The sequence below is a fragment of the Sphingomonas molluscorum genome, from assembly GCF_039522995.1.
GTDB classification, from domain to species: Bacteria; Pseudomonadota; Alphaproteobacteria; order Sphingomonadales; family Sphingomonadaceae; genus Sphingomonas; species Sphingomonas molluscorum.
The window spans coordinates 326,635-345,946 of record NZ_BAAAEL010000001.1; the positions used below are offsets into that span (position 1 = coordinate 326,635).

19 protein-coding genes and 1 pseudogene are annotated in these 19,312 nt (G+C 63.3%); 11 read left to right on the forward strand and 9 right to left on the reverse strand.

What is annotated here, in order from left to right:
* Nucleotides 1-694 precede the first annotated feature (694 nt).
* On the reverse strand, nt 695-2,575 hold the full coding sequence (locus ABDZ92_RS01635) for a hypothetical protein (RefSeq protein ID WP_206432282.1): 1,881 nt from the start codon (nt 2,573-2,575) through the stop codon (nt 695-697).
* A 40-nt stretch (nt 2,576-2,615) separates the two neighbouring features.
* Nucleotides 2,616-2,855, reverse strand: coding sequence for a hypothetical protein (locus ABDZ92_RS01640; RefSeq protein ID WP_125962500.1), 240 nt, complete (start codon nt 2,853-2,855; stop codon nt 2,616-2,618).
* A 301-nt stretch (nt 2,856-3,156) separates the two neighbouring features.
* Between ABDZ92_RS01640 and ABDZ92_RS01645 the strand changes: the two genes are divergently transcribed.
* The gene (locus ABDZ92_RS01645; RefSeq protein ID WP_125962499.1) at nt 3,157-3,429 is read left to right on the forward strand and encodes a hypothetical protein; all 273 of its coding nucleotides are present in this window, start codon (nt 3,157-3,159) and stop codon (nt 3,427-3,429) included.
* A gap of 275 nt (nt 3,430-3,704) precedes the next feature.
* Here ABDZ92_RS01645 and ABDZ92_RS01650 read toward each other — a convergent pair whose 3' ends face one another.
* Nucleotides 3,705-4,745, reverse strand: coding sequence for a retropepsin-like aspartic protease (locus ABDZ92_RS01650; protein ID WP_125962498.1), 1,041 nt, complete (start codon nt 4,743-4,745; stop codon nt 3,705-3,707).
* Nucleotides 4,746-4,847: 102 nt separating this feature from the next.
* On the opposite strand from ABDZ92_RS01650, the gene ABDZ92_RS01655 reads away from it, so the two are divergent.
* The 10 genes from ABDZ92_RS01655 (at nt 4,848) to ABDZ92_RS01700 (ending at nt 13,994) form a co-directional block, all read left to right on the forward strand.
* Nucleotides 4,848-5,027 (forward strand): hypothetical protein, encoded by a 180-nt coding sequence (locus ABDZ92_RS01655; RefSeq protein ID WP_272695224.1) that lies wholly within the window; start codon nt 4,848-4,850, stop codon nt 5,025-5,027.
* The gene (locus ABDZ92_RS01660) at nt 5,009-5,812 is read left to right on the forward strand and encodes a phage portal protein (RefSeq protein WP_241212070.1); all 804 of its coding nucleotides are present in this window, start codon (nt 5,009-5,011) and stop codon (nt 5,810-5,812) included. Before ABDZ92_RS01655 ends, ABDZ92_RS01660 begins: the two co-directional genes overlap by 19 nt.
* Nucleotides 5,813-6,089: 277 nt before the next feature.
* Nucleotides 6,090-7,928: an AAA family ATPase gene (locus ABDZ92_RS01665; RefSeq protein WP_164521366.1), complete on the forward strand. Its 1,839-nt coding sequence runs from the start codon at nt 6,090-6,092 to the stop codon at nt 7,926-7,928.
* Nucleotides 7,929-8,825 carry a sensor histidine kinase gene (locus tag ABDZ92_RS01670; protein ID WP_125962495.1) on the forward strand — a complete coding sequence of 299 codons (897 nt, stop codon included), beginning with the start codon at nt 7,929-7,931 and terminating at the stop codon, nt 8,823-8,825.
* The gene (locus tag ABDZ92_RS01675; RefSeq protein ID WP_272695226.1) at nt 8,806-10,233 is read left to right on the forward strand and encodes a phosphotransferase; all 1,428 of its coding nucleotides are present in this window, start codon (nt 8,806-8,808) and stop codon (nt 10,231-10,233) included. Before ABDZ92_RS01670 ends, ABDZ92_RS01675 begins: the two co-directional genes overlap by 20 nt.
* Before the next feature lie 155 nt (nt 10,234-10,388).
* Complete coding sequence (locus tag ABDZ92_RS01680) at nt 10,389-10,967, forward strand: tyrosine-type recombinase/integrase (protein ID WP_125962192.1); 579 nt, start codon at nt 10,389-10,391, stop codon at nt 10,965-10,967.
* A gap of 45 nt (nt 10,968-11,012) precedes the next feature.
* Nucleotides 11,013-11,384 carry a DUF3768 domain-containing protein gene (locus ABDZ92_RS01685; RefSeq protein WP_206432260.1) on the forward strand — a complete coding sequence of 124 codons (372 nt, stop codon included), beginning with the start codon at nt 11,013-11,015 and terminating at the stop codon, nt 11,382-11,384.
* Nucleotides 11,384-11,992 carry a hypothetical protein gene (locus ABDZ92_RS01690; protein ID WP_125962193.1) on the forward strand — a complete coding sequence of 203 codons (609 nt, stop codon included), beginning with the start codon at nt 11,384-11,386 and terminating at the stop codon, nt 11,990-11,992. Before ABDZ92_RS01685 ends, ABDZ92_RS01690 begins: the two co-directional genes overlap by 1 nt.
* 302 nt (nt 11,993-12,294) lie before the next feature.
* Nucleotides 12,295-13,086 (forward strand): hypothetical protein, encoded by a 792-nt coding sequence (locus ABDZ92_RS01695; RefSeq protein WP_125962194.1) that lies wholly within the window; start codon nt 12,295-12,297, stop codon nt 13,084-13,086.
* 116 nt (nt 13,087-13,202) lie between these two features.
* Nucleotides 13,203-13,994, forward strand: a complete 792-nt coding sequence (locus ABDZ92_RS01700) for a hypothetical protein (protein WP_125962195.1) — start codon at nt 13,203-13,205, stop codon at nt 13,992-13,994.
* Nucleotides 13,995-14,354: 360 nt separating this feature from the next.
* On the opposite strand, the pseudogene ABDZ92_RS16980 reads toward ABDZ92_RS01700, so the two are convergent.
* From ABDZ92_RS16980 to ABDZ92_RS01735, 6 genes and pseudogenes are all read right to left on the reverse strand, one after another.
* Nucleotides 14,355-14,726, reverse strand: a pseudogene (locus tag ABDZ92_RS16980) (IS6 family transposase); the annotation flags it as partial.
* A 249-nt stretch (nt 14,727-14,975) separates the two neighbouring features.
* Nucleotides 14,976-15,731 carry an SDR family NAD(P)-dependent oxidoreductase gene (locus ABDZ92_RS01715; RefSeq protein ID WP_125962196.1) on the reverse strand — a complete coding sequence of 252 codons (756 nt, stop codon included), beginning with the start codon at nt 15,729-15,731 and terminating at the stop codon, nt 14,976-14,978.
* Between the two features lie 14 nt (nt 15,732-15,745).
* A complete protein-coding gene (locus tag ABDZ92_RS01720; protein ID WP_164521347.1) occupies nt 15,746-16,345 on the reverse strand; it encodes an ABC-type transport auxiliary lipoprotein family protein in 600 nt (199 codons plus the stop codon).
* Nucleotides 16,346-16,437: 92 nt separating this feature from the next.
* Nucleotides 16,438-17,373: an MlaD family protein gene (locus ABDZ92_RS01725; RefSeq protein ID WP_125962198.1), complete on the reverse strand. Its 936-nt coding sequence runs from the start codon at nt 17,371-17,373 to the stop codon at nt 16,438-16,440.
* Nucleotides 17,373-18,170, reverse strand: coding sequence for an ABC transporter ATP-binding protein (locus ABDZ92_RS01730; protein ID WP_125962199.1), 798 nt, complete (start codon nt 18,168-18,170; stop codon nt 17,373-17,375). Before ABDZ92_RS01730 ends, ABDZ92_RS01725 begins: the two co-directional genes overlap by 1 nt.
* Nucleotides 18,167-19,282, reverse strand: coding sequence for an ABC transporter permease (locus tag ABDZ92_RS01735; protein WP_125962200.1), 1,116 nt, complete (start codon nt 19,280-19,282; stop codon nt 18,167-18,169). Before ABDZ92_RS01735 ends, ABDZ92_RS01730 begins: the two co-directional genes overlap by 4 nt.
* Nucleotides 19,283-19,312: the final 30 nt, after the last annotated feature.

Consider the following 19,312-nt stretch of genomic DNA (forward strand, 5'->3'; position numbering starts at 1 on the left):
GGCGTGCTGGCCGGGTTCATCGTTCGGCCATAGTTGAATGGCAGCGGTTCGAATGAGCGCGCCTTCCCTTGTCGCGCTCTCGCCCCGGCTCCCGGGCAGCAACACGAAGAGCCGGGGCGACTTCTTCGCTCTTCGTGGACGCGCAGCCTGGACCTCCGCCGACGACGATTATCTTCCAGATAACGCGGCTTCTCGCTCACATTGGTCAGCTGTGTCGTTCCCGCCATGAGGCGCGGATCAGTGCAGGTCACAGGGGGTTCAGGATGCAGCGCGCAACGTAAGCGCGTCGAAGCGTACAGGTGCCTTATGTGGTTAACGTTCTTCCTAATGGTTGCGGTCGCTGCCACCGTAGCCGGGCTACTTTGGCATAGGCGGCAGCGGAACCGTCAGCTCCAAAGGCGGGAGGCCAGGCGCCTCCGGCACGAAGCTCAGGCCCGAGAATGGGAAAAGATGGTGAGCCAGCTGCGTCGCCGGCGCCAACACTCGGACCGGCAAACCCATTCGGCTGTGCGATCACAGCCTCGGAATATTGGTCGACGATGAGCTGAATGGCCAGAAGTACGGGACTCGCCCGACCCTGTTAATCCTGGCGTAACATTGCCTTGGCAGAACAACCGCTGTCCGGCTCTCCTCATGAAGCCGGCGCCCCTCTCCTAAGAACCTGCCCCGCCTGTCCCTTCAGGTGGGGCTTTTATCAATCGTGTTTGCGCAGTTCCCGGGTCAGCCGCTCGATTTCATCGTCATCGCTCAGCGTCCGCTCAGCTGGATGGGGCGGCGCCGGTGCGCCACGCGTACGGGTCATCGCCTGGAAGCCCTCACGGACCGCGTTGAGCATCTGGCTCTTCGCCATGCCGATCAGGCCATAGCCGATGCCGGCGATGGTCATCGCGCTGATGCCGGCCGGCAGCAGGTCCAGCTGGTGCGCCTGCGTCCACAGCGCCGCGATCGCGCTGCACAGCGCCGTCACCGCCAGGTCGAGCGCGATCTGCTTCTTGCCCTGAGTGTTGAGATAGACGCACAGCCGCGTGATCAGGACGATCCCGACGGTCACCACCAACAGCCCCGCCTGAAACTGATAGCCCGCCATCGACCATACGACCGGAATGGGAACTGCCGCGGCCGCCCCCGCCGCAGCCGCCTGAGCCTTCACCGAAGGAGGACAGCCGCAGCGGCAATGATGCCGCTCAGAAGCACAACCCCCGCCGCTCGCGCCAGCACCGGTCAGCGAGACCACATGTCGACCGGCGGCGGACCACTGCGCAGCTTGTACTGGATGCCCGGCTCGCCGAGCACCACGATCGCCATCCACGAGAAGCCGCAGCCCAGCGCGACCGGATCCAGCCACCGCTTCGCCATGACGACGCGGGCATAGGTGGCCGGATCCGCCGGGTTCCAGCCCCACAGGTTCAGCGCCTCGGTCCCGCACCGGATCATAAGCGCGAGGGCCGCCAGAAACGTGACCGCACGGTAGAGCGTCACCGGGTGAAGCGGATGGTCGTAGACCCGCTGCGCCCAGATCCTCTGCGCCTGCCGCGCGGAAAGCATGAAGCCCAGGAACATGCCGGCCGTCATCAGGAACAGGTTCCAGGCGAACAGGGTCGGATCGCCGTTGAACGACGGCGGCGCCTGTGATCGCGGCGCGTTGACGATCATCTGCGCGGCCAAGCTGTTGCCCGCGGAGCCCCATTCGGCGCTGACGGGCACGAGCAGGCCCACCAGTACCGCGGCGACCCGAGGCCACGATATTGCCATTCAGGTCGACGTCCCACCAGGCGCGCGCGCCGACGTTGTTGATGAAGGTGCGCCGATCGACGACGTGCAGGTTGCCGTTCTTGAGCGGCGTGACGCTCTGCTCGCCCTGGACGCGGTTGCTGTTGGGAATGCCCGCCTGCCCCTGGGCGATGGTCCAGAAGCGGATCCACTCGCCGTCCGCCACGCCCCGCTTGAGCAGCCAGATCCGGTAGGAGGTGCCGACCACGCCCCAGCCCGGCGCGATGTACGTCTGGTCCGGCAGCGTGACGATCGCCTGCGGGCCCATATAGGCGCGGATGCAGTCGGGCGGGATGACGCCCTGCACCTCGCGCGCGCCGGCGTCGGTGCCGCCGACTGCGAACGGCACGCCACCGATGCCCTTGGTGAAGTTCCCGGCGGTGTCATACCCCAGCTCGAAGAGCTTGAGGTTCGGCACGTCGCCGCGCGCGTCACGCGAGAACAGGATGACGCCGCCGTCGTGGGGCCGGTACCCCGCGCACGGGTTCACCAGCTTGTTGGGGTAGTCGTCGCCGACCTCGCCGCCATAGGGCAGCTTGTCCCGCATGGTCGTGAGATTGTAGCGCCCGGCGATCGTGCTGACCGGCACACCGTCGACGGTTTCGACGGTCGCCAGGCGCAGGCCTTCCGCCGATGCGGAGGTGACTGTCTCCAGCGCAATGACGGGCGCACCGGGGGTGTCCGGCGCCAGACGCACCTGCTGGCGCATCGTCTTGCCGGTCATGTCCACACCTGCCAGCTGGATTGTGAACGTGCGCACGTTGTTGCGCCGGAACGCCATGTTCCAGCGAGCGTCGGTCGCCATGGGCGATTTCCCCTATTTGGAAGTGGTGGAGGTGCGCGCCTCAGGTCTGGTTCGGCATCTCGGGCGTGTTCATCTTAATGTTGTGCGAGAGGACGCCATTCGAGACGTAGGTGTGCGCGTCGGTCACGGTCATCTTGACGATGCTGTGCGTTCCGGGGACTTGCGCGCCGATCTCCCGCATCGGTCGCCAGCTGCCGGTGTAGACGAGGTGGCCACCGATCGCGCGGAGCATGCGACCACCAATCTCCGCCTCCCACACATCGCTGCTGTCGGCGATCACCAGCGCCTCGACTGGGAATATGCCCCACCCGCCAGCCACATCGTTCAGCCGCAGCTCGTGGCGGGTGGCCGAACTGTGTTGGGCGCGCCTATCGCGTGCACAGTGAGGATGACATCCACGCGGCTGCAGATGCGGCGGTGAGGTAGATCTGATGCAGGTTGAACAGGTGTGCCGGCGCTTACCCGGCCGGGCAGGGCGAGTAGGCGTCAGCGCCTCAAGCTTGCTACCGTTGACGAACTCTGCTCCAACGCCTCCGCCTACAGTGATTTCCAGTTTTCCATCCAAAAGGGGATGAAACCCGATGAAGAAGATTTTCGCACTCGCCACCGCGGCAGCTGCCCTGGCTTCTCTCTCCGCCTGCAACTCCGACCCGCGCGAGCAGGCTGCGGACAATATCGAAGCGAATGCAGAGGCATACGCCGATAACCTTGAGGAAGCCGCTGACAACGCGACCACGGAAGCCGGCGAGGACAGCCTCGAGAACAGCGCCGATGCAGTTCGCGCGACCGGTCAGAACCAGGCCGACGATATGCGGACGAACGATCCGGACACCAATCTGTCGAATGGCATCTAGTACCGACAGAGCTTTTGGGGCAGGTTGAGCTGCTCCCAAGCGCATGATTGAAGGGGCGTTCGAGCTGACTCGAGCGCCCCTTCTTTGTTCAGCGGTCCAAATGCCGCCCCCAAACCGAGCGCGCCGCGCTGGATCTCGTCACCTCGCCCGGCTTTCATGTGCCGCCTGTTCCGGAAGGGACTGGCTTCCGGGGGGTGTGGTTGTGGGTTGCGTGTGAAGGGACCGAACGATCGCCCATACTGCCATGATCGCCGCCGCGATGATCAGGACGCAGATCAACTTCGCGAGTAAGCTCGGTTTTTGGCGCACGCGTTGACCTCTTGCTGTGGCGCAGCAGGCGGCGCCGAGTTGTTAACGGCGAAGGGGCAACATGGTGCCATGCCGGCAGAATAAGCGAAATGGTTTCTTAGGGGGTGGGGAGAGTGGCTCGGTCCGGGTTGAGCACCGGCAGGCAGGACCCAATTCCGGTCAGCGGCCGCGTCGATCACCAAGGTAACCTGACGGATTATCGGCAACCCGATGTTTGCCAGATCGCCGAGGAAGGCAACGTCGGGGTTTTCGAGCGTGACTGGGCCGATCTTGATTGTACCTTTGACACGCCCACCGTAGACCTCACCTTCGGTGTTGATCGACTTGAACCTGCCGATGACCTTCGCTTGTTCGAACAATGGAATCTTGTTCATCATCGATATGGGCAGACTCAGCGCGGCGTTGTAGCCGGTGTCGAAGTGAGCTGGCAGAGTCGAACCATCAGGCAGTACGATATGCGTGCTGGGTATCCCCTCCACGTACTCAGTAGCCGCTCCAGCTGGTAGGCGAGACGTGTTTCGTGGGGTTAGCAGCGCTCGATCGTTTGAGAGGTCCAAGTACAAGAGACTGTCAGTGAACATTTCCGAAGAGACGATACCCATGGCATCGTTCCGGTCGTAATCGAAAACTGCGGCGTCGATCCTGCCAACCTTCAGGCCACCGAGCTTGACATCAGGGATGGTGACTTCGGTCAGAAGTTGTTCGTTGCCGGTGGTTCCATCGACCGCTCGAACCTGGCCGATCTCCTTTAGCTGAAGACGCTTTGCCAGCGACCGCTCGATCGTCGCACCGTCGGAGCCGGTGTCGAACACCATCGGCACCAGATCGCCATCACCCACGCGCATCATCACAAGCACACGGTTCACGGACTGGTAGAGCTCGATCTCACGCGCAGCCGCTGAGGTCGCCCTTTCAGGATCGTCGGTTGCCCACGCCCCAGCCGATGCCGACATAAACGAGAGCACCGACAACAGAGCCGCTCTGGCGGTAATAGAGAATCGAGACATGGCACGTCCTTCGACAGTCCGGCCTCAGGAGGAGAAGAGGCCTGCAACGATATGACTACACATGTAGTCAATGACGGATATGATTCCTCGATCAGAAGAAGAGTGGAAGCGGTTGCATCGCTGCTTCCGTGGCGCATCAAGTTCGATCCGGCGCGCACGCTGATCTACCAGCCGACGATCGACAACGCGGAGAAGTTCAGTCGCGACGATCTGGATCCGGTGCTGCAGTGGCCTGTCGTCCGTTCGGTTGCGACCTTCTGGGCGTGCCCTATGAGGCGCTGACCGGCGACCTGTCCAACGTCAACTTTTCGTCCGGCCGTATGGGCTGGCTCGAATACCAGCGTTCCCTGGCCGCATGGCAGTGGACGATGTTCATTCCGCAGTTCTGCGGTGCCGTGGTGGCCTGGCTGATCGACGCGTTCGCGATGATCGGCGAGGACGTCGAGGGCGTCACCGTCCGGTGGACGCCACCTGGTCGCGAGATGATCAACCCCGCCGAAGAGGTGAAGGCGACCCGAGACGCCACCTTCACCTCCGGCAAGGACCTGCTGCCGTCCGCCTCGATTGAGCTCGGCAACCCGGAGATCCCGAGCTACTCGGTCAATTTCGGCGCGCTCGCCAACCAGCTGCGTGTTTCCATGGCGCGGTCGGGGATGCTGCCCGACTGGACGAATACACGATCACGCATGTGGAATCCGGAAGGCTGTATGGCCGCTATCTGCGGTCGAGCTTCACCGTCGCCGCTACTCGTGCGCCATGAGCCCGCACCAGAAATCGCTCAGTACCAGCCCGTCCGGCGCACCCAGCCGGACCTTCCAGCCGCCAAGATCGTGATCGGGAAACTGCTCCGCTGCCCATTCGAGGGATCTCGCCTCAGCTCGGTGGAGCTCGGTCGCCGCCAATTTCTCGTTTCCGGCGAGCGTATCGACATCATGGTCCAAGTCGAGACGAACGGCCTCGGGCGTCATCTGGATGCTCCCATGCCGCCCGGGCGTCCTGTCGGCCGCATAGCTCAACCAGAAGTCGAAGAAGAGTGCGGCCGGCTCCGGCATAGACATCTACCATAACGAGGCCGCGCGCGACACGAAAGGACGGCATATCACGCCGCCTGTCTGGTGATGATGGACAATGCCAACGAGGAAGCGGTCACCGACACCGCCACGGAGCAGCCCGCTGGCCTTTTTCGAACCCTGCTTGGAGGCCGAACCTAGCGTTGAGGAGGTCGCTTCCGTAGAAGTCAAGCGAAGCGGGAGTCCAGCTAGGATTCGGAAGGCAGCATCGACGGCATTCTCCCGGCATCTCATCGGAGGGCGCCGCGCGCCTTCGCCGGAAGGAACGGAAGACGTGGATATCGAACGGCTGCAAATCGAGGGGGGGTTTCTCGACGGGTTCGACGTTAAATTTGCCGATGGCCTCAATGTGCTGATCGGCGCCCGCGGAACAGGCAAGACCTCGGTCATCGAATTGATCCGGTTCGCCCTGGCGGCGCGCAATCACACCTCGGAGGCTGGCGAACGATCGGCGGAGCATGCTGAAGCGGTCCTCGCAGACGGCTCGGTTACGATCGAGATGAGTGACGTGATCGACACGGTTACAGTCACGCGCGCGACCGGAGAGGATCAGCCGCAAGCTAGCGGCGACTACGAGAAGCCGCTCGTTTTCTCGCAGACCGAGATCGAGAACCTCGGGCTCAGTGAAGGTGGCAGGCTGCGCTTGCTCGACGGGTTTGTCAGCGGCGGGGCGAAGCTTGCATCGGAGGAGGCATCTGCGGTCGCGGGCATTCGCTCCGTCTTCAAGGAGATTGCGGCCGCCGAATCCGATCGCGCCAATCTCGCTAGCGGGCTCGACACGCTCAGCGCGCTCAATGAGCAGATCAAGGCGCTGAAAGCACAGGCGGTCAAGCATCAGGCATCGTCCGCCGATTTGGCAGGGAAGCAGAAGCAGCTTGCCGCGGTCACCGAATCCATTTCAGCTTCGGCTGTTCGCGAGGGCGTGCTCGAACGGTTCGCGGGGTCGGCGCAAGAATGGGCGGACGCGCTCATGGAACGCGTCGAAGACGATTTCGGGGTCGAGGATTGGGACCCGCTCGATGGCGACGATCCGCTCGTCGAGGCTCGGCCAGCTTATGCGAAGCTCGTTGCCGAAGCCAAGGCTCTCGCCCAACGCTTCGATGCGCTGGCCGGCAAGGCAACGAGCGATCGCGAGACGTTGATGCAAGCGCGGATCGCGCGCGAGAACCAGGCGCGCAGTGTCCGGGCGGAGATTGAACAGTCGGTCGCAGGCGCCGGCACCGTGTCCCGTCAACTGACGCAGGCTCAGACAGAGGTCGCTCAGCTGATGTCGCGCCGTAAGATTGTCGAAGAACGCGACCACCGCTTGACGCTATTGCGTACCCGTCGGGACGAGCGGATCAAGACGCTCGACACGGTGCGCTCGGAGCGCTTCGCTCGCCGCCAGGCGGTCGCCAAATCGCTGAGCAAGGCACTCTCGCCCCAGATCCGAGTGACGGTCGAGCGCTACGGTCAATATGCCGAATACAGCAAGGCGCTAACCGAAGCGCTGCGGGGCAGCGGGATGCGCTATACCGACCTTGTCACTGCCCTCACGCAAAGCGTCAGTCCGCAGGAGCTGGTCCGTTTCATCGATTCGAACGATTTCGTCAGCCTCGCCGACATTGCATCGATTCCGAAGGATCGCGCTGCCCGGCTGCTCGGCCATCTGCGCGAGAACGGCGCTGCCGATGTCGTCGTGGCCAGTATCGAGGACAATGTCCGTATGTCGCTGCTCGACGGCGTGGACTATAAGGATGTCGAGAATCTTTCAGCTGGCCAGCGATGCACCGTCATCCTGTCGATCGTGCTGCAGCATACATCGCGGACGCTGATTATCGACCAGCCCGAGGACCATCTCGACAACGCCTATATCGCAACGACGGTGATCAAGGCGATTCGCAATCGCAAGGCACACGGCCAGCTCATCATCTCCACTCACAACGCCAATATTCCGGTGCTGGGAAGCGCCGACCTGGTGGTCGAGATGACATCGGATGGGCGCAACGGGTACGTCCAGGTCTGCGAGCAGCTGACAAATCCCAAGGCGGTTGACGCGATCACCAACGTCATGGAGGGCGGGCGCGAGGCCTTTGCCAACCGCGCTGCCTTCTATGACGAGCATGAGCTTTGAATGTCGCGTGAGGAAGCGCTCGCCGCGCTGACATCGCGAGAGGCCGACGAGCGCCTGAAGGCGGCGCGCTTCTTCGCGATGAATGCGGTCGGCGGGGACCGCCGCAAGCTTCGAGCAGCGCTCAACAAGGAGACCGTGCCTTGGATCAAGCGCGCGCTTGAGCGGTCGCTGAGCCGCGCGGGACCGATCTCTGACGCGGTGTCGCGCCTGGGGGTCTATGCAGATCCGCCGGTCCGCGTGCTTGCCGAGCTTCGGGCCGCGGCAATCGACGAAGTGGCGAGCACGATCATCCATGAACTCGCGACGCTAGTTGGGCGCCTGCGCATCCGCGCGCCGATTGAGGTCAATGACTATCCCGGGAGTGACACCAGAACCCTCGTTGATTCGCTCGCGAGCCTGCTAGCCGGCATCCGCAATCTCAAGACCGCCGTCGCGCAGCCCGATTATGCCGAGACCGACCTGGCGACGGAATGCCGCGAGACGTGTGCGATCTTCGCGGAGGCGGCGGACGCCTTTCGGTTTGCAGGACCCTCGCCTTTCCTTGCTGAGATCGACCCTGGACTGTTCAAGCTCGCTTTAACGAACGTGGTGCGCAACGCGGTGGAAGCGCTCGGCGCAGCGGCCGATGGCGAGGCGGTGATAACCCTCAACTGGGGTCGAGCCGGGCACGAGGTGTGGGTTGCGGTGATCGACAATGGCCCGGGCTTCGATCGCGACCCGTCATCGCTGGTCGATTTCGGCAAGAGCACCAAGGAAGAGCATATCGGTTTCGGTCTCGCGACTGCAAAGCAGGCGATGCAGGCCATGGAAGGTGACGTCTATCCGTCGAACGCCGCCGAGGGCGGCGCTCGCGTTGAACTAAGGTGGTTTGGCACCCATGAGAATCCTGTTCGTTGAAGATAATGACGGGTTCGCCCGAGATCTCGAACCCGTCCTGCGCGTGATTCCCGGCGTTGACGACGTATTGCGCGTCATCGACAAGGAGAACGCGGCAACAGCGCTGCGCGACGAGCTGATCGACTTAGTCATCCTCGACCTTTCCATCCCACCGAACAGCACGGCGGACACACCTGATCCCGAACATGGCCAGGCGCTGTTCCATGAGGCTCGCGAGCTGCGTCCGGGCACGCCGATCTTCATTCTCACCGGCGCGGAGGTCGAGAAATTCAGCCGCGGGCTGGCCAAGTTCGGAAACCAGGTAAAGCTCTGGGGCGACAATACCGCGATTGAGACCGTCAGTTTCTTCCTGAAGGAGGAGGTCGACGAGTTGCTCGGCCGGGTCCGTGCCCTCGCCGAGATTTTCGGCAAGATGAGCGCCGTGGCCATCAATACGCGAGGCAAGGACCTCGGCCTGACACCCATCCAGGATCAGATGCTCAAAAGCTTCGCCAATCTCGCCGATGGCATTGCTTGCGATGTCAGCCTGCTGAGCGGCGGCCTGTCCGAAGCCAAGGTCGTTAAGGCCTCGGCGATGGACAAGGGTCGCAAGCCGCAGGCCCTGTGTGCGGGCAAACTTGGCCCGAGCAGCGTCATCCGGTCCGAATATGAGGCCTATGAGAAGCATGCGCGTAAGCTCGGCATCGGCGCCTGTCCCCCGCTTTACTGCGCAATCGATGTCGGCGTCGGGATGAATGGCGCTATCTTCTACACGCTGACTGACGACGACACGGCGCCGCTGTTCGACCGGCTGAAGGCTGATTCAGCGATAGGCCCGGCGGTGGTCGGCCGGGTGCGGAGTGGATTGCAACGCTGGTCCGAGGCTGCCACCGCCGATATGGTGGCGGTGGCGGACATACGGCGCCGCCTGCTCGACGATGATGATGCCGCCGCAATTGAGGTGAAATTCAATCTCGGGGCGTTGCGTAAGGTCGAGCAGCGGACTGTCCAAGCGTCACAAAGCTGCATCCACGGCGATCTTCATTGCGGCAATGTCCTTGTTAAAAGTGACGGCGAAGCGGTCCTGATCGATTTCGGCGATGCCGGACCAGGCTTCACCGCGCTCGATCCGATTGCTCTGGAATTGAGCCTCGTCTTTCATCCAGATGCAAAGAAGCTCGGGTTGCGCGACGGGCTGATGGGCAACCTCGAGGTTTGGCCGGATGTGGACGGGTTCGTTCGAAATGACACGCTGAAGCCGATGGTCGCGGCGTGCCGTGACTGGGCGCATGATGTCGGCGGCGGCGACCAAGCGGTGCTTGCATCGGCCTATGCCTATGCGCTGCGCCAGCTCAAATATGGCACGGTGGACCCGGCCGTCACAATCGCGTTTATCGCGAAGCTCTCTGAACGAATTGCCGCCGGGTAAGCGGTGAATGAACGGCCGGCTCTTGCAAGCCACGCCCGCAACCGGCCATTCCGGTTTCCACCCATCAAGCACCTTTGACTTTTTCTCGGCAGTGTATTATACTGGCAGTACAGCTCCACCTAGCCGCGGCTGTTCCCACATCACCGGAGAGCATCATGTCCACACCCGCCAGGGTGCTGGAGGCAGAAGACGTGCGCCGTCTCCTCCAGCAGGTGCGTGCGCACCGCTATCCCATACGCGACCGGGTTATTATCCTGCTGAGCTTCAAGGCCGGGCTCCGCGCCGGTGAAATTGCGGGCCTTGGCTGGCCCATGGTCCTCACCCCCTCAGGTAAGGTTGACCAGCACATCATGTTGACGGCCGCCATCGCTAAGAAGGGCTCCGGCCGCCGGATCCCCATCAACCCGGATCTTCGGAACGCATTGGTGCAGTTGCACACGGAGAGCGGCCGCCCGCGTGACGGTCCCGTGATCCGGTCGGAGCGCGGGCGTCACCTGCACCCGCGCAGCATCGTCAACTGGTTCGCCGAACTCTACGCCGCAGCTGGTCTAGCAGGCTGCTCGTCCCATTCCGGTCGGCGTACCTTCATCACCCGTACTGCCAGACTGCTCGCGAAAGCCGGCGGCTCCCTTCGCGATGTCCAAGAGCTTGCGGGGCACCGCAGCCTGACCACCACCGAGCGCTACATCGCCGGTGACCGCGACGCCCAGCGTGCGCTCGTGCGGCTGGTCTAGCCAGCACCCTTCCCTTTCCATCGTCAACAACAGGAGACCACGCCCATGACGGGACGTGATGAAGACGCGCGTCTGAACGACGTGCTCGATGCCGCGCGTGCAGCGACCATCGCCAAGCTCAACGACCAACTGCGTGCTCAACAGACTGGCGGCAGGCTGTACGTGACCTCAGGGGTGACAAGCCTTGGCCGGGGCGCCGTGCCCGCCATCTTGGATGCGGTGCGCAGCTACGACCGCTTCGACAGCGGCAACGATCCGTACGGCGAGCACGATTTTGGTGCTTTCGAGCATGGTGGCACCCAGCTGTTCTGGAAGATCGACTACTACGACCAGGCGCTGCGCTATGCCTCACCGGATCCAGCTGACCCGAGCGTTACCACCCGCGTGCTGACGGTCATGCTGGCGGAGGAATGGTGATGTCTCGCCCCTCCCTCTTACCTGATGCTGAGGCTGACCGGCCAAGCAGCTGGCTAGCTCGGCACTCCAGCGACAAGCCGTACCGCCAGGGTGACCTCGACGGACTGTGCGGCATCTATGCGGTCGTCAACGCGCTGCTGCTGCTAACTGCCAAGGCGGCACCTTGGACCAGGACCTACTCGAGGTCGCTGTTCAGGCGCGGCGTCGCAATGATCAACGCCAAAGGGGATCTTGATGCTGTTATCCTCGACGGCATGGCGCCTGAGCGGTGGTTCAAGCTGGTGGAGGCGCTTGCCGAGCAAGTCGCAAGTGATCTCCGACTCGACATCCACGTTGACCGGCTGGAGACCGGATCCGCCAGCATCCGCTTTCCACTGGTGCAGGAGGCGATCGAAGCAGCGTTGGCGCGTGATGCACTCGTGCTGGTCCTGCTCGATGGCGTGCATCAGCACTACACCGTCATCGCCAGCCACACACCGCAGCAGTTCCTGCTCTATGATAGCTTGGGACTGCGCCGGTTGACGAAGCAGCTGTGCGGTAACGAGCGCTCGAACAAGCGGCATCGTATTGCCTCACGTTGGGTCGTGATCTTGGAAGTCACAGCCTGACATCGTTCGCCGGGCGGACCGGTAGCATTCTTGCTTACCGCACCGGCTCCGCCTACCATCATCATTGCGCTGCGTGAAAGCCGCAGCGTGGGGCGTGGAAACCCCTGCTCATCAGACTCGGTCGCGAATTCATTCGAGGCCGGGTGGCATGCGCGCATGTCCAGTCGGCTTCGGCCGATAAAGGCGCATGCGCCTGTGATGAGCGGGTTTCCAACATCCGGCTTCGGCCGTCGCCCCGAGAGGACATAGGGGCGACGCGACGGCACGAAGCCAGGCGCGCTGCCCCGCACAGGGGAAGTGTGATGTTCATCAAAGCTATCGGAGCAGGTTGTGGCGCGGTGGCACTGCTCGCGGCGACTCCCTCCAGCGCTCAATCCTTAGGTGACCTTCTAGGAGAGGCGATCGGCGGATCGCTCAAGTCCCGCAGCATGAAGCGCGTTTGCCAGGAGACCGCGACACCGCAAGCATTTCTCGCCGACCTGTTCGCGGTTCGGGAGAAAGATACCACGTCGGACGGGTGGCAGGACACCCGCGACACTGCTGCGCTCGAGCTGTCGCAAACGACCACCATATCGCTCGAGTACAAGGGCTGGAGCGGCAACGCCTATCAAGGTCAGTGCAACTTCGACGTCACGCTCACCCTGCCGAAGCAGGAACCGACCGAGGCTGAAGCACCTGCTCTACGTGTGCCGCTGGCGGGCGTGCTTGAGATGCGGGAAACAGGTTGGGTCTTCGATCATGTCGGCGACACCGATGCCAGCGCTCGGCCAATCGAAGGCCATCTACACGCGCACCTCTCGAAGCTCGTCAGCGCTCGTGCCACGCAGATCGAGCAGGTGCGTCTCGCGGAACGAGAGGCGCAGGAGCGGCAAGCCGCTGTTGAGCGCGCGGAGTGGATCAGGACTCATCCAGAAGAATATGCAGCGGAACAGCGCCGAAACGTCCAGTTGCTCAGGCTCTTCGCAAAGGCGGCCGCCCAAACCGAAGCTGAAAACCGGCGCCGCCAGCGCGCCTGCCAGGAGGCCGGTGGGGTTTGGGGCCGCCGCACGCGCAACGGCGTGCCGGTCGGCATGCTGGGCTGCTTCACCCGCTGATCTGAGCTGCCAGCTCTGAGAGCTGCGTCCACCCACTGCCCCGACAGGTCGGCCAGACCGGCAACGCTTGCGGCCAGCGTACCCAAACAATCAGCGTGCATAGCACAGAGGCTCTCATGAAGATTCTACCGCCTGAAAACCCCCGTCGCCTCACCAACTCCGACCATCCAGGGGATGCCGGCCGCAAGGTGGAGAACGACGATGGCGCGCGACATTATCACTACCACGCGTCCAGCGACGCTGAGGAACGCATCCGCCGCGACGCGTTGCGGGATTACCTGCATGAACAGGCGAAGGAGCGCGATGCGCATCGCCGTGCGGTTGCGCTGACCATCTTCGGGCTCGTCGTAGCAGCGGGCGGCTTGGGTGTGTTCCTCACGCCGCGCATCAGCACCTCGAATCCGAGTACCCCTTCCGGGTCCAACGCGGTGCAGGTCACCAGCGAGCTGCGTGACGGCAAGTGGGTGGCAACCGCCAAGCGGGTAACCGTGCCCGACACCAGTGAGGACCAGAACAGCAATGGGATCCGCCCTGAGGACGAACAGACTATGGACGGCTTCGTCGAGGATGACACCGTGGCAGACAGCACATCCGCGGCGCTCCGCTTGTGCCAAGGTCAGTGGGCCGGCCCAGACGGTGTTCTTGCCAGCGTCGACGACACCAAAGCCACCATGTGGTTCGAGTACCAGGTTCGCGAGGGCAACATGATGGGGCAGACGTTGATCGGTGAGCCCGTCGGCGCCGGCCTTAGCTTCAGCGGCAACGATGGTCTTCCCGGCCTCGTATTCAAATGCGGGGGGGACCACATGCTTGTTACACGCCTCAGTGACAACACCAGTACGCTACTCGCGCCCTCGAACGACGAAGAGTTCGCGAACTTCCTGAAGGCATGGCGAAATGGATCGTGACGTCATGCACTTCCTCAGCGGCATACGTGCATTAGACACGTGTAGAAATCATACATTTGTCATGAGTCTGCGGTGCGCCACGGCCGTCTCCGCTTTCACGCGGCGGGTTAGCCTGGCCCGCCATCGGTTGTTGCTCGTCTAGTGGCTCTGAAACGTTCGCGCATCGGCGATCGGGTGGTCTCCGCCAGCCTTAGCTACTGGTGAATCGCGTTGCAGAAGTCGTTCGGGCGAGCGGCGTTGCCGTAGTTCGCAGCCCGAACAATCCTGTTGGTGAGCGCGTTAGCGGATCAAACGGTGCTGTCAGTCTAACGCAAAGCGCTCTCCACGGGATGCAACTCGGGCTTTGCGCGCGGCGGCCAAGCTTGCCAAGATCTGCCACTCTGCCAGGGCGGCGGAGCGGCGCTGCTTGTAGGTGTCACGGTCGACGAGGTGGCGTTTAAGGCTGAAGTGGTTGTGGACGTTGGCGTGGACGAAGGCGAACTTCTGCAGCAGGTAGACCATCTCGCCGTTGACCTCACGTACATCTCGTCCAGGTGCCACCGCCAGTGACGGAACCCCGCATCCGGCTCACTCGCTGGCGGCGGATGTCCCTGCAAACATCGGCCCTAAGCGGTTCCACCAGTGCCGCACCGTCTCATAGCAGATATCGATCCCGCGCTCGAACAGCAGGTCCTCTGCGTTGCGCAGCGACAGCGGGAAGCGCACGTACATCAGCACCACCAGCCGGATCACCTCCGGCGAGGAGTTGAAGTAGCGGAACCGGCTAGCGGCTTGCGCGGGCGAGGCATGCTCGCGTCCTACCCGCGGTCGATTACCATCCGGTGCATTTGGTCAGACAATGCCGGTTTTTGAGCGAAAGGTGGTGACCGCATTGATGCTGATGGCCGGCAAGTGGGCGACCTGAACCAGCCGCTTTAGGCTTATCGATGCCCATCGGGAGGGGATCGCAGGCCGCCGCGGGTCCGGCGTCAGCGGCACTATTCAGGTGGCGGCCCACCCACCGTCCGAGGAAAGAACGGCACCATTCACGTTGGCAGCCTCGTCGCTCAACAGCCAAAGAACGTTGCTGGCAAGCAGGTTCGGCTGCACGGACGGCGGCGCGTTGGTCGCCACGACTGGCGCGATCCTGGACCAGGCGAAGTCGGACCGCGGAACAGCTGCGATCGCCGTCTCAACGCCGCCGGGTGCGACCACGTTGGTGCGGATCCCCTTGGGACCATAGATGAACGCGGTGCTCCGGCTGAGGCCGATCAGGCCGTGCTTGGAGGCCGTATAGGCGGCACCCGCCGCGGAACCGCGCAGACCAGCGACCGATGCGACATTGACGATGCTGCCGCCTCCGGCCGCAAGCATCGTCGGCAGCACAGCGCGCGTCAGGCGCATTGCGGCGGTGAGGTTGACAGACAGCACCCGTTCCCACGTGGCGTCGTCGACCTCGGCCGCGGGCAGGAAGCCGTCCATGATACCAGCGACATTGGCCAGGCCATCGATGCGTCCGTCGCACGCCGCGACGATGCGCGCGACATCCTCCTCCCGGGAAATGTCCCCTGTGATTGAAACTACGGCTTCGGAAGGATGATCGGCAACAAGCGCCGCCAGCCGATCCGCGACGGTGTCGCTTGCGATCACGCGCCCGCCTTCGCGTATGATACGATCCGCCGTGGCGCGGCCGATGCCGGCGCCCGCGCCCGTGACAATGATCGTCCGCCCCGCGAACCGGTCTTGATTATAGTGCATGAGAAATCTGTCCTTCATTGCGCCGCGCGCGGGTCCCGGCTCTGGATGAGCGGGGCGGCTGGACGGGGATGGTTTGATGTCGCGGAAGCTTGCACGGTCCAGTCGGTGAGGTCGGCTCCCCAGCGCATGACCGCACGGTCGAACGCCGCGACGATGGCGCTCGTGCTATTCGCATGGGCCGGCTCTTCGGCGGAAAAGCGGTGGCTACCGGCGGCTTTCCGATCGACCGCGTCGGAGAGCACGGCGACGCCGCTCACGATGATGGTCGGAGGAGCCTTTCGGTCGCCATCAGGGACATACCGCGCCTCGAACCGATCCAGACTGACCTGCAGGAGGTGGGTCGCCCCGACGGCACCCCGTGGGGGAGCAAGCCGGATTTCCGGTGCGCGATCCTCGAACTGGCCTGTGAGCGCCTGGGTCAGCAAGTCCGCAACGGGTGCCACCCAGCGCGCGTCCTTGATGTAGAGAGCCTGATCTCCGCGGGTGGTGAGGATCCGGTCTCCGTACACTTCGGAAGCGAGACGAAGCCGGAGAAGCGAGATGGTGCGCGGTGGCAACGCGCCCGGCGCGGCGGCCCAGCGCGGCTGCTGCGTCACGCCGAAGCGATAGAGCATATCCCGCTTGCTATCGCCAAGGAGCAGGCCGCTACAGCCCGTGAGTAGCAGTATGCCGAGCGCCGGCAGGCACCAGCGCGGTCTGATAATCTTCATTGCGGGAGCTCCAGTTCCTTGCCGCTGTCCTTGCTCAGCATCTGCCGCGGGCTCTGGCGGATTTGCCGGATGAGGCCGTCCAGCGACTCCGCTGCCTCCTGCAGGCTGAGCATGGTTGAGTTGATGGCGGGGACTGTTGTCGTCCCGACCTCGGAACTCTGCGCATTGAGAGTGGCAATCACCCCTCGGGCTTCACTGACGGCTGTCTTGAACTCGCCGGCCGCCGCCGAGACGTCCGCAAAGGCATGCCTGCCGTCCCCGTCGACGATCTGGCGCGCGGAGGCGGCAGTCTCCTGAAAATCGGTCGCTGCGCGGTCGAGCTTGGCCAATGCAGATGCCGCACTGGTGATCATCGCGCGATTGGCTGCTATTTCGCCTGCGGTTGTCCGGATGTCCTGCACGGCACCACTAAGATTGGTGATGTTGCGGTCCGAGAGGATGCGGTTCACCCGCCCCAGCGCTTCGGCCGCGCTCTGGAGGACTTCGCCGCCGCCCTGCAGAATGGAAGACAGAGCGTTCGGCTTGCTCATGATGACCGGCCGGCGGACACCGCGAGACTCGCGCAGCAACGGCTTGCTTGGGGTGCCGGCACTGATCTGGACAATGCTGACCCCCGAAATACCCTGGGATTCGGTCGACGCCATCGAATCCACCCGCACCGGCGTGCCGTGGGTCAGCGTGATGTCCGTGATCACTTGATTGGGGTCCTGTTCGCTGAGCCGGATCCGGTCGATTTGGCCGAACTTAATTCCGTTGAACTGAACCTCCGCGCCCACGCTCAGGCCGCGCACGGGGCCGTGAAAGATGATCCGGTACTGATCATATTGCTGGTTGAACCGCGATCCCCCGAGCCAGACGACAAAGACCAGCGACGAAATGATCAGCAGGACCGAAATGGCCCCTACCAGCGCATAGTTAGCGTGGCGTTCCATCAGCCGTCTTTCCTCTGTTTCTGGTGGTGGGCAGCCCGGCCGCGTGGCCCCAGGAAATAGTTTCTGATCCAGGGATGCTCCGACCGCTCAAGTTCAGGAACCGGCGCGACCGCGATGACGCGCTTGTCCGCCAGCACGGCGACGCGGTCACATATGGCGTGCAGCGTGTCGAGATCATGGGTGATCATGAAGACGGTCAAGCCCAGAGCCTTGCTCAAGGTCTTGATGAGCACGTCGAACTCGCTGGCTGCGATCGGGTCGAGGCCTGCCGTAGGTTCGTCGAGAAACAGGATGTCGGGGTCCAGGGCGATGGCGCGCGCAACGCCAGCGCGCTTACGCATGCCGCCCGACAGCTCCGCCGGTTTCAACGCCCCCGCGCCGTTGGGAAGGCCGGCAAGACTGATCTTGAGCCGGGCTAGGTCGCCGAGGATTTCGCCCCGCAGCTGGGTATGTTCGAGAAGCGGCGTTTCGACGTTTTCCTGCACCGTCAGGAAAGAGAACAATGCACCTTGCTGGAACAACACGCCAATCCGGCGTTCCATATCCCCCTGTGCGCCAGGGTCGTCTATATTCCGTCCGAAGATCTCGATAGTCCCGCCGTCCGGGCGTTTGAGGCCGAGGATAGTGTTGAGCAGAACCGACTTTCCCGTACCCGATCCGCCGACCACGCCCAAAATCTCGCCGCGGCGGACCTCTAGGTCGAGATCCTGGTGAATGACCTTGTCGCCGAATGCCGTGCGCAAGCCTGATATGCGGATCGGTGGAATGTCGCAGCGCATCTCCGGACTCGCGCTCATAGGTCGAGCGCCATGAAGATCATCGCGAACACCGCGTCGAACATGATGGTCATGAAGATGGACTGGACGACGGCAGAGGTGACATTGCGACCCAGGCTCTGCACGTCGCCGCCGACCATCATGCCATGACGGCACCCGGAAGCCGCAATCAACAGGGCAAGGAACGGCGCCTTGCTCATCCCGATCCAGAAATGCTTGACGTCTACGGTCTCGAACGTGCGCTGGACGAAAAACACCGGGCTAATGTCGATGGTCGCCCAACTGACGAGTAGCCCACCGAGCACACCGCCGATGTCCGCAACGAAGGTCATGAGCGGCATCATCACCAGCGCGGCAAGGATGCGCGGCGTGACCAAGGCGTCGAAGTGATCGACACCCATGACCTGCATCGCGTCGGTTTCCTGATTCATGCGCATCGATCCGATCTGCGCCGCAAACGAGGAGGCTGAACGCCCGGCGAGCAGGATGGCCGTGATCACCACCCCGAACTCACGCAGGATCGCGACGCCGACGAGTTGGACAGTGAACACTTCGACGCCGAGCGTCGTCAGGAGGTTGGTGCCGACCAGCGCGATGACCGCGCCGATGAAGAAGGTCATGATGAACACGATCGGCAACGCGTTGATGCCGACATCCTGCATCACCGCCACCAGCGGGGTGAGGCGAAGTCGCCGGGGTTGTACGACCACCCGGCCGAGCGCCGCCATCATATGGCCGAAGAATTCGAGCATGGCGTAGACGTCACCCGCCATGCTCACGACCTGCCGGCCGAACCGCGTCAGGAAACCGGTCAGTCCAAAGGACGTGATCCGTTCAGGCTCGCGTTCCTTCACCAGAAGCGGCTCGACCAGCGCGATCAGCCGCTGGAGATCTTCCCGGCCGGCGCAGTCGACCTCGGCACCGCCAGCCAGCGCCCGCAGAAGAATGACGACGCCGGCAGTGTCGACCTTGCCGATATCAGACAGGTCCAGGCGCCGTGGCGGGCCGGCGAAATCGGCACACGCCCTCAGCCGCCCTGCCGCGTCACCGATGCGCAGGGCAGTCCAGTCTCCGCTTGGATGCAGTGTCCGGCTCCCGTCACGTTCCTGGATGTCCCAGTCCGCCCCGTTCATCGTGCGGCCACCCCAATACGCGCCGCGCCG